The organism is Terrabacter sp. NPDC080008 (genome assembly GCF_040702505.1).
GTDB lineage: Bacteria > Actinomycetota > Actinomycetes > Actinomycetales > Dermatophilaceae > Terrabacter.
The window spans coordinates 1-9946 of the sequence record NZ_JBFBLC010000010.1; the positions used below are offsets into that span (position 1 = coordinate 1).

Consider the following 9946-nt stretch of genomic DNA (forward strand, 5'->3'; position numbering starts at 1 on the left):
AGATCAAACGCTGCCTCAAGCGCTACATCGCCAGAGACCTCTTCCGAACCCTCGAACACCCACCCGCAACCACTTGACGATCCATAGGAGCGTCGCGACGCCCAGACGAGCAGTATGCGAAGGCCAGGTGCCCACGGCACCTGGCCTTCCGCATACCCCGCCGGTCGGCGTCGGGTCGCCTCAGTTCCGACGGAACCCTTGCCGCCCCGAGACGCCGAGCCGTCCGGGCAGGGACCGCCAGTAGGACACTGCCGCCTGCGGCCACAGGAACGACCGGACGCGCACCTGCCAGGCGCGGGTCCGGCCGATCTGGCGACGGATCGCGCGGATGTCCTCGTGCAGGGCCGCCGCCTCTTCCGGCGTGGTGCGCTCGGGCAGGTCGTAGCGGGACTTCTCGAGGGTGGCGGTGACCCGGCCCATGGCCGTGGCGTTCTCCGGGTCGAGGTGCCCGTCGGTGACGTACCGCGTCCGCAGCTGGCGCAGGGTGATCCCCGCCGGTGTGCCGATGCCGAGATCGCTGAGGTGCGAGGTCAGCTCGGCCCACTCGGCCTCGATGAGGTCCTGCTGCGTCACCGCGGCGCGGCGACGACGCAGGCGCAGCAGCCAGGCCGTGATCGGCATCGAGAAGGCCGCGAGCACCCCGATCAGGAGTGCAAGGACCACGGCGAGGTTGCGCCACGTGAAGACCGAGCCGACGGTGTCGAGGAACGTCGGCGACTTCCGCTGGACCGGAGCCGCCGTCGGACGCGCCGTGGTGGGCGCCGCTGAAGGGACGGCCCCGCTGGACGCCTTCTCGGTGACCTCACGACCCCCACCGGTGGCGCCCGTGCTGGCCCCGAGCACGGCATACGGCGGCGGGCTGCCGGAGCGGGCGCCGGGCGTCGGCTCGAAACGGAGCCAGCCGAAGCCCTGGAAGTACAGCTCGGGCCAGGCGTGCGCGTCGCTGGCACGCACGACGTACTGCTCGCCGGAGAGCTGCCCCGGCAGGAAGCCGATGGCCATCCGCGCCGGGATGCCCTGGGCGCGCGCCATCATGATCATCGCGGTGGCGAACTGCACGCAGTAGCCGCGGCGAGTCTGGTAGAAGCTCTGGATCGGGTCGAGCAGTCGTCCCTGGCTGTCGCGCAGCGGCTCCCCGAGGTCGAGCGAGTAGGTGTAGACGCTCGTGTCGCGCAGGTGGTTCTGGATGGCGATGGCCTTGTCCAGGGGGTTGTCCTGTCCGCGGGTGACCTCGTCGGACCAGCGCTGGAGGAGCTCTTTGCTGCGGTCGGGCACGGCCAGGTCGTCGCTGGTGATCGAGGGGGAGTCCGGCGGACCGGACGCGCGCAGCTGTGGCGGCGCCGGCGCGAGGTCGGCGTAGGTGATGCGGTAGCTGCTGACCGCCCGGCCGACCCGCACGTCCCGGGTCACCGGGTCGATCGACCACGGCGTGCCCTCCATCGCCACAGCCACGACGGGGTAGGGCGCGGCGATCCGCGGAGCCGCCAGCGTGTTGTTGGTGACGGTGATGACGTAGTCGCGACGCTGGCTCGGCGGGGGGAGCGGGGCAGGGCTGTCGGGCCGCTCGGTGGACGAGCCGACGACGCTCCACTGCCCACGCGAGTAGTAGGAGGTCGCGAGTACCCGGAGCGGTGGGCGGCTGAACCCGGTCGTCGTGTAGGTCAGGACCGGTGTCTGGTCCTGGTCGTTGAGGCTGCGCGAGAGGTCCAGGGTGTCGTTGAAACCGACGGAGCCCTCGCCCCCGCTGCTGGTCGAGCGGCCCAGCCCCTCGGTCAGGTAGTGGGGCGGGAAGTGCGGGACGAGGCTGGGGATGGCGACCGCCACGACGATTCCCAGCAGCCCCAGCTGGACCGCGCCCGCCGAGAACGAGCGCAGGGTCTGCCGGTCCTGCTCCGCCTCCTCGATCTCGCCGCCCGCGGCCGCATGCGTGGTGCCCCAACGGCCGAACTGGGCGCGGGCGGTCGTGTGCAGCATGACCAGCCACAGGGCGACCGGGACGACGAAGTAGCGCACCGCCAGCGCGGAGTCGCCGTTCGCGGCGGTGATGAGGTATGCCGTGAGCAGCGGAAGCCCGGCAGCCGCGGGGCTGCGCCACGTGGCAGCCATGGCGTCGACGGCGATCGCCACGAGGGCGACGGCCATCAGCAGGCAGAAGGTCGTCCCGTCGTTGAGCGGAGCCGGCGCGGAGTACCGCTGCACCGTGTCCAGGGCCTGCAGGCCGAGGCTGTTGGCTGCCTCGGCCGTGGCGGGGGTGGGCAGCAGGAAGGCGAACGTGTCCCCGGCCCAGACCGCGAGCAGGACGTAGCCCGTCACCAGCACCTGGACGACGACGACGAGCAGCCGGGAACGGGTCAGGCCCCGCCCCAGCAGGCCGAGGCCCGCCACGAGGGCCACGACGAGCACGGCCCCGGGCAGCCACGTGGCGGCGGTGAACAGGCTGGTGATGGGGTAGATCGCCCCGAGGGTCGCGAAGGCGGCCAGGAGCGTGATCCTCCAGCGGCGGCGGCTCATCGGCTGCTCCCCACCGCAGCCGCGGTCAGCAGCGACCAGGTGCGGGCGACGTCGTCCTCGCTCGTCACCCGGACCGCGCGCCAGCCGGCGAGCCTGAGGGCGTCCACGTGGTCCTGGGCGGGCTCGGCATGGCTGGCCCCGAAGCTCGCAGCGTCGAGCACGAGGGCGAGCCCGGTGGTGCCCGGCTGGCGCAGGCTCGCCACGCGCGAGGTGACATCCCGCCCACTGGCCCCGACGATCGCCACGAGGAAGCCACCCGCCGCGGCCAGGGCCTGGCCGGCGCGCAGGATCTCGTCCTCGCCGGACTCGTCGCGCATCGAGGCGACGGCCAGGACGTCGAGCATCTCGTCGGTCGTCATGGTCTCGACGGCTCGGGAGCTCTCGACCGTCTCGGCGCACACGAGGTGGACGGCATACCCGTACTCGTAGAGGTGCGCGCCGACGGAGGCCGCTGCCGTGACGGCCCACTCGAACGAGCTGCCGGCCCCCACGCCGCCGTGCGCGGCCGGCCGCGGGTCGAGCAGCACGACGGCACGGCGCTGGGCAGGTCGGTCCTCCTGGCGCACCATGAGGTCGCCGGTGCGAGCGGTGGCCGGCCAGTGGATGCGTCGCAGGTCGTCGCCGTCGCGGTACTCGCGGATCGTCACGTCGTCCTCGCCGTGCAGCGCGATCAGGTGCGCCAGCTCTCCTTCCGAGCCGACGCCCGAACTGCGCTGACGACTCGACGCGAGCGGCTGCACGGCGGGCAGCACGACGAGGTCCGAGCTTCCCTCGAGCACGGCGTTGCGGTTGGCGAGCCCGAAGGGGTCCTGGACCTGCACCCCGAGGGGCCCGAGCCGGTAGCGACCGCGCAGGTGCGAGCGCACGACGTAGTCGATCGCGCGCACCCGTCCCGGCGGGATGCGGCCGACGACGAACCGGGGCCGGTCACCGAGGACGTAGTCGAGGCGTTCCTCCGCCAGGAAGATCGGCGTCGTCGTGCCCGAGACGTTCTCGAAGGAGAGGGTGACGTGCGCGTCCTGCCCGACACTGATGCGCTCGGGATGCGTCTGCCGCTCGATGTGCATCCGCGTCTTGCGGGTGCGCACGAGCACCGCCGAGATGAGCGGCAGGGCGATGAGCAGCACCCCGAAGCGGGTGAGGTCGCGGAAGCCGAAGATGACGCCGGCGAGCGCGAGGACCACTCCCGAGCCGAGGAAGGCGCGGCCCCTCGTGGTCAGGACGCTGCGCAGTCGGCCCATGGGCGGCGGCCTCTCCCGGTCGTGCTCGTCGTCATCGGGCGGCGGGCGGCACCGGCACCTGCCGCAGCAGGTCGGTCACCACCTCGGCGGTGGTCCGGCGGGCGAGCTGGGTCTCGCTGGAGGGCATCAGCCGATGGGCGAGGACCGGTCCAGCCAGGGCCTGCACGTCGTCGGGGATCACGTGGTCGCGGCCCTCGAGTGCGGCATACGCCCGGGATGCGCGCAACAGGTGCAGCGCGGCACGGGGTGACGCGCCGAGCCGCAGGGCGGTGCTGGAGCGGGTCCGGGTGACCAGGTCGACGATGTACTGGCTCACCGCCGGGCTCGCGTGCACCCGCGTGACCGAGTGCACGACGCGGGTGATCGTCTCGGCGTCGGTGACGGGGGAGAGGTCGTCGAGCGGGGAGCGGGCCCCGTGGGTGGCGAGCAGGTCGAGCTCGGCGGCCGGCGACGGATAGCCCATCGAGATGCGTGCCATGAAGCGGTCTCGCTGGGCCTCGGGCAACGGGTAGGTGCCCTCCATCTCGATGGGGTTCTGGGTCGCCATGACGATGAAGGGCGTGTGCAGCGGGTAGGTCGTGCCGTCGACGGTGACCTGCTGCTCCTCCATCGACTCGAGCAGTGCGGACTGGGTCTTCGGCGAGGCCCGGTTGATCTCGTCGCCGACCACCACGTTGGCGAAGATCGCGCCCGGCCGGAACTCGAAGCGCCGGGCGTCCTGGTTGAAGATGCTGACGCCCGTGACGTCGCTCGGCAGCAGGTCGGGCGTGAACTGGATGCGGCGCACGGTCGCGTCGATCGTGCGGGCCAGCGTCTTGGCGAGCATCGTCTTGCCCACGCCGGGCACGTCCTCGATGAGCAGGTGGCCTCCGGCGAAGAGCACGGTCACCGTGGTGCGGACGACGTCGGGCTTGCCCTCGATGACGCGCGTCATGGAGGTCATGAGCCGGTCGGCCACCTCGTGGACGAGGTGCAGGTCGAGAGCGTCGGACGCCGAGCCGTCGGACCGGCCGGGCGCCCGCGACGGGAACGGGGTGACCCCCGCAGCCGCGGAGCCGGCCGTCGTGGTGCTGGCGGACGACTCGCGCCCGGTCTCGATCCTCGTCACGCTGTCCTCCGCTGCTCGTCCCCATGTCGTGGCGCAGCCTGCTTCTCGCGGGGTGCGCGACCCGTGGGGAGATCTTCTCCCATGCTTCGGCAAAACCGGTAGCGATCCCCGGCGATGCGGGTCGGCCGGCTTCTCCTCCACTTTCCACCACCCCGACGTCCGAGGCGAGCGTTCGGTTCGTCCCAGCGGGGCGGCTGAGCACGCCCGGGTGTGGTGGGGCCGTATGCCGTGTGCCTGCGCCGGCGGCACGGAGACCCTTCGCGGCGGTGCGCGGGAACAGGCCTCGTCCTCGCCGCTCCACTTCGCACCACCCGCGCTGACCTGCGCAGATGCGCAACTCGCCGGGGCAATTGAGGCCAAAGTTCGTTGACGGTGGAGCAAAGTGGAGTACGGTGGGGCAACAAGGCAGGAGATGGCACGTCTGCGGGTCGGACAGGGGAGGTGGCGGACGATGTTTCTCGGGACGCACACGCCCCGGCTCGACGAGAAGGGCCGCCTGTTCCTCCCCGCCAAGTACCGCGACCGCATGGCATCCGGGCTCGTGGTCACGCGCGGCCAGGAGCGCAGCCTGTTCATCTACCCGATGGACGAGTTCGTCAAGGTCGCCGAGCAGATGCGCCAGGCACCCACCACGAGCAAGGCCGCCCGCGACTACATGCGCGTGTTCCTCTCGGGCGCCTCCGACGAGATCCCCGACAAGCAGGGCCGCTTCACCATCCCGGCCAACCTGCGCCAGTACGCCGGACTCGACCGCGAGGTCACCGTCATCGGCGCCGGCTCCCGCCTCGAGGTCTGGGACAGCGCCGTGTGGAACGCCTACCTGGAGCAGACCGAGCAGAGCTTCGCCGACACGGCGGAGGAGGTGATCCCCGGGCTCTTCTGAGCCCCGGATCCACCCCGACGTCCCGCCCTCGACAGCGCACCAGCCCGCACCAGCCCGCCCAGTCCGACACCGGCCCACCCGATACCACCTGGGTGCCGGCCTCCAGCCGCTCCACACCCGGGACGACTTCCCCCGTCCCGGGCGAGGCAGCGGATGGGGACCAGCCCGCAGGTGGCAGCCGCGGCCCCGCAGGACGGGCGCCACCAGCAGCACACCAGCAGCACCGACCAGCAACACCAGGAACCAGCGTGAAGGACGCAGCATGAGCGACCGAGGACCCGCAGCGGGACGACACGTCCCGGTCATGCGCGACCGGATCCTCGAGCTGCTCGCCCCGGCCCTGCAGCGGCCCGGCGCCGTTCACGTCGACGCGACCCTGGGAATGGGTGGCCACGCCGAGGGCGTGCTGGAACGCTTCCCCGAGTGCGTCGTCGTCGGCATCGACCGCGACCGGGAGGCGCTGGCGCTGGCGGGCGAGCGACTGGCGCGTTTCGGCGACCGGTTCCGTCCGGTTCACGCGGTCTACGACGAGATCAAGACCGTCGTCGCCGACCTCGACGTGCCGGCGGTCGACGGCATCCTCTTCGATCTCGGCGTGAGCTCGCTCCAGCTCGACGAGGCCGACCGCGGCTTCGCCTACCGCGTCGACGCGCCGCTCGACATGCGAATGGACCAGTCGACCGGCCAGACGGCCGCCGACGTGCTCAACACGTACTCGGTCGAGGACCTCACCCGGATCCTGCGGGACTACGGCGAGGAGCGCTTCGCGCGCAAGATCGCCCGCGCCATCGTCCACGACCGCGAGATCGAGCCCTACTCGACCTCGGGTCGGCTCGTCGAGATGCTGCGCCGGGTCATCCCGGCCGCCTCGCAGCGCCAGAGCGGCCACCCGGCCAAGCGGACCTTCCAGGCCCTGCGCATCGAGGTCAACGACGAGCTCGAGGTCTGGCGCCGGGCCATCGACGAGGCGATCGACGTGCTCGCCGTCGGGGGCAGGATCGCCGTGCTGTCCTACCACTCGCTCGAGGACCGCGCCACCAAGCAGGCTTTCGCCGCGGGAGCGACCTCCAGCACGCCGCCCGGCCTGCCCGTCGAGCTGCCCGAGCACGCCGCATACCTCTCCCTCGTCACCCGCGGCGCCGAGGCGCCGGACGACGACGAGGTCACCACGAACCCGCGGGCCGCCTCGGCTCGCCTCCGCGTCGCCGAGCGCGTGCGCGCCACCTCCACGCCCTCAGCCAGCAGGACCAGGAAGGGACACACCCGATGAGCCAGATGACTGCCACGGCCAGGCCGCTCCGCACGCCGCGACGGGGGCCCGCCCCGACGCCCCTGCGGGTCATCCCGAGCAGCATCTCGCGCACGGGCAACGGCGTGTTCACGGCGATCTGCATCGCGCTGCTCGCCGTCGGCCTGATCACGCTGCTGCTGCTCAACACCGCCCTCGCCCAGGGGGCCATGGCCCTCGGTGACCTCCAGCGCGAGTCGGTGCGGCTCAGCGACACGACCGGCAACCTCCAGGAGGAGATCGCGCGCGCGTCGGCCACGGGGGCCCTCGCCGCGAGCGCTGCCAAGATCGGCATGGTCCGCATGAACACCCGCGGCTACATCGACCTGTCCACGGGCACGGTGACGGGCAAGCCGGAGCCGGCCACCAAGGAGAACGCGTTCCCCGTCGTGACCAGCCCCACTCCGCCCGCCTTCTCCTCGACCGTCAGCAAGATCCTGTCGTCCGGCACGGCGAGCGCCGCCGCATCCTCCGCCGCCTCCTCCTCGGCGGGGGCCACGGCTGCGCCGTCACACGACGCCACGCCGACGACCCCGGGTGCCGGGGCGCAGGCCCCCGCAGCCTCCACACTGGGCGGGACGCCCGGCGCGTCGACCGACGGGACCGGCGCCCCGGCCGCGTCGAGCCAGGACGGGCAGGACCAGCAGACGACGGCGAGGTGACCCGGTGACGCAGAACCGAGGGACCGATCCCCAGAGGACCGGTCGCGGCGCTGCACCCGCCCGACAGCCCCGGCAGTCCCGGCAGTCACAGGGGAGCCGGCAGACCCGAGAGCCTCGACCGGCCCGGCAGCCCCGACAGGCGCAGCCGAGCCGCCAGGCCGGATCGGTGCGGAGCGGTGCGGCGCCCAGCCCCAAGCCGCAGCCCGGTGTGCGGGCCGCGCGCCCGACGCGTACCCCGGCGTCCGGCGGCGCAGGCCGCGCCGGCAGCGGCCGGGGCAGGTCGTCCGGCGCACCCGTTCGCGGTGGCGCGGCCGGGTCGAAGCCACGTGCGGCGTCCGCGAGGTCCGGTGGCCCGCGAGGTCCCCGTGGCCCTCGTCGGCCCCTGCGGATCTCGCGCGCCAACCCCAGGCGCCGGGCCCGCGTGATGTTCGTGGCGATCCTCTTCGTCTTCACGATCTTCGCCGGCCAGCTCATGCGCATCCAGGCCTTCGACGCGTCGGCAACCCAGGCCGCGGCGCTGTCCAAGCGCACCGTCAAGACGACGACGCCCGCCCTGCGCGGTCAGATCCTCGACACGAACGGTCAGGTGCTCGCCTCCTCGGTCGAGCGCTACACCCTCACGGCCGACCCGACGGTCGTGCCCCTCTACACGGCGGTCGTCGACGGCGTACGCCGCCAGGTCGGGGTCTCGCGCGCCGCGGCGGACCTCGCACCGCTGCTGGACGTGTCCGAGGGCGACCTCACGAAGCTGCTGACCCGGGCCAACACCCGCTACGTCGTGCTGAAGAAGGACGTCAACCCGGCCATCTACCGCGAGATCCGCGCGCTCGGCATCCCCGGCATCAACGGCGAGCGCGTCGCGCAGCGGGTCTACCCCACGTCGATGGCCTCGAGCCAGCTCGTCGGCTTCGTGCTGCCCTCCGACCAGACCGGCGCCGCCGGCATCGAGCAGATGTACAACTCGACGCTCAAGGGCACGCCCGGGGTCAACGTCGCCGAGCGCGCCCGTGACGGCTACGTCATCCCGGGCTCCCAGCGCGTCGACACCCCGGTCGTCAACGGGCGCGACGTGAAGCTGACCATCGACGCCGACCTGCAGTGGTACGCCGAGAACGCCCTGGCCAAGCAGGTGTCCGCGGTGGGCGCCGAGTCGGGCACGGCTGTCGTCATCGAGGTGGCGACCGGCAAGATCCGTGCGGCGGCGAGCTCCCCGACGTTCGACCCCAACGACCTGGCCGACGCCCAGGCCAAGTCCCTGCGCAACTACGCCTTCGACGACGCCTTCGAGCCGGGCTCCACCGGCAAGCTGATGACGATGTCGGCCGCGCTCGAGCAGAAGGTCATCACCCCCGACACGGGCGTCATCGTCCCGCCTCGGCTGCCTCGCGCCGGCACGAACTTCAAGGACAACGAGCCCCACGGCGTCGAGAACATGACGGCCACCGGCGTGCTCGCCAAGTCGTCCAACATGGGCACCATCATGATCGGGGAGCGGGTCTCGCCCGCCGTGATGGAGGGCTACTACCGCAAGTTCGGCATCGGCTCGAAGACACCGGTGGGCTTCCCGGGGGAGTCGGCGGGCTTCCTCGCCGGGGCCAAGGACTGGATCTCCAGCCGCCGCTACACGATCCTGTTCGGCCAGGGCTACTCCGTGACGGCCATCCAGCAGGCCGGGGTCTTCCAGACCATCGCCAACAAGGGCGTGCGCATGCCTCCGTCCCTCGTCGAGGGCACCGTCGACCAGAACGGCACGCTCATCCCCGCGGCACCGACCACGCCCGTGCGCGTCGTCTCGCAGGACACCGCCGTGAAGCTCTCCCGGATGATGGAGGAGGTCACGGGCAAGGACGGCACCGCCAGCGCCGCCCGCATCAAGGGCTACCGCGTCGCGGGCAAGACCGGCACGGCCGACCGCTACGACGAGAAGCTCAAGCGCTACAACGGCTTCACCGCCTCCTTCATCGGCTTCGCGCCGGCCGAGGCCCCGAAGTACGTCGTCGCTGTCTTCATCCAGAAGCCGAGCGCCGGAATGTTCGGTGGCGCGCTCGCCGGACCGGTCTTCAACCAGATCATGACCTACCTGCTCGAGCGCACGGGTGCGCCGCCGAGCCCGAAGTCCAACCTGAACTACCACGTGTGGGCCGACAAGCCCCTCTCGTCGGACGACCCGGAGGTCATCAGCAATGCGCGGGCCAAACGGGATGGCCTGTAAGTTGGGATGACGTGTCACCTTCCCCTCTACGACCCGCCACG

7 protein-coding genes are annotated in these 9946 nt (G+C 72.0%); 4 read left to right on the forward strand and 3 right to left on the reverse strand.

Annotated features, from left to right (window positions below; genetic code table 11):
• Positions 1-180: 180 nt before the first annotated feature.
• Genes AB0316_RS20035 through AB0316_RS20045 form a run of 3 tightly spaced genes read right to left on the reverse strand, consistent with a single transcriptional unit; the run spans position 181 to position 4728 of the window.
• The gene (locus AB0316_RS20035; protein ID WP_366274937.1) at positions 181-2511 is read right to left on the reverse strand and encodes a DUF3488 and transglutaminase-like domain-containing protein; all 2331 of its coding nucleotides are present in this window, start codon (positions 2509-2511) and stop codon (positions 181-183) included.
• Complete coding sequence (locus tag AB0316_RS20040) at positions 2508-3752, reverse strand: DUF58 domain-containing protein (protein ID WP_366274938.1); 1245 nt, start codon at positions 3750-3752, stop codon at positions 2508-2510. Before AB0316_RS20040 ends, AB0316_RS20035 begins: the two co-directional genes overlap by 4 nt.
• 31 nt (positions 3753-3783) lie before the next feature.
• Complete coding sequence (locus AB0316_RS20045; RefSeq protein WP_366275011.1) at positions 3784-4728, reverse strand: MoxR family ATPase; 945 nt, start codon at positions 4726-4728, stop codon at positions 3784-3786.
• Between the two features lie 583 nt (positions 4729-5311).
• Between AB0316_RS20045 and mraZ the strand changes: the two genes are divergently transcribed.
• The 4 genes from mraZ to AB0316_RS20065 all read left to right on the forward strand — a co-directional run bounded on the left by mraZ (position 5312) and on the right by AB0316_RS20065 (position 9905).
• Positions 5312-5743 (forward strand): division/cell wall cluster transcriptional repressor MraZ, encoded by a 432-nt coding sequence (mraZ, locus tag AB0316_RS20050; protein WP_366274940.1) that lies wholly within the window; start codon positions 5312-5314, stop codon positions 5741-5743.
• 262 nt (positions 5744-6005) lie between these two features.
• Complete coding sequence (rsmH, locus tag AB0316_RS20055) at positions 6006-7013, forward strand: 16S rRNA (cytosine(1402)-N(4))-methyltransferase RsmH (protein WP_366274941.1); 1008 nt, start codon at positions 6006-6008, stop codon at positions 7011-7013.
• On the forward strand, positions 7010-7693 hold the full coding sequence (locus tag AB0316_RS20060) for a hypothetical protein (protein WP_366274942.1): 684 nt from the start codon (positions 7010-7012) through the stop codon (positions 7691-7693). The genes rsmH and AB0316_RS20060 overlap by 4 nt, the downstream gene beginning before the upstream one ends.
• 430 nt (positions 7694-8123) lie before the next feature.
• A complete protein-coding gene (locus tag AB0316_RS20065; RefSeq protein WP_366274943.1) occupies positions 8124-9905 on the forward strand; it encodes a penicillin-binding protein 2 in 1782 nt (593 codons plus the stop codon).
• Positions 9906-9946 lie beyond the last annotated feature (41 nt).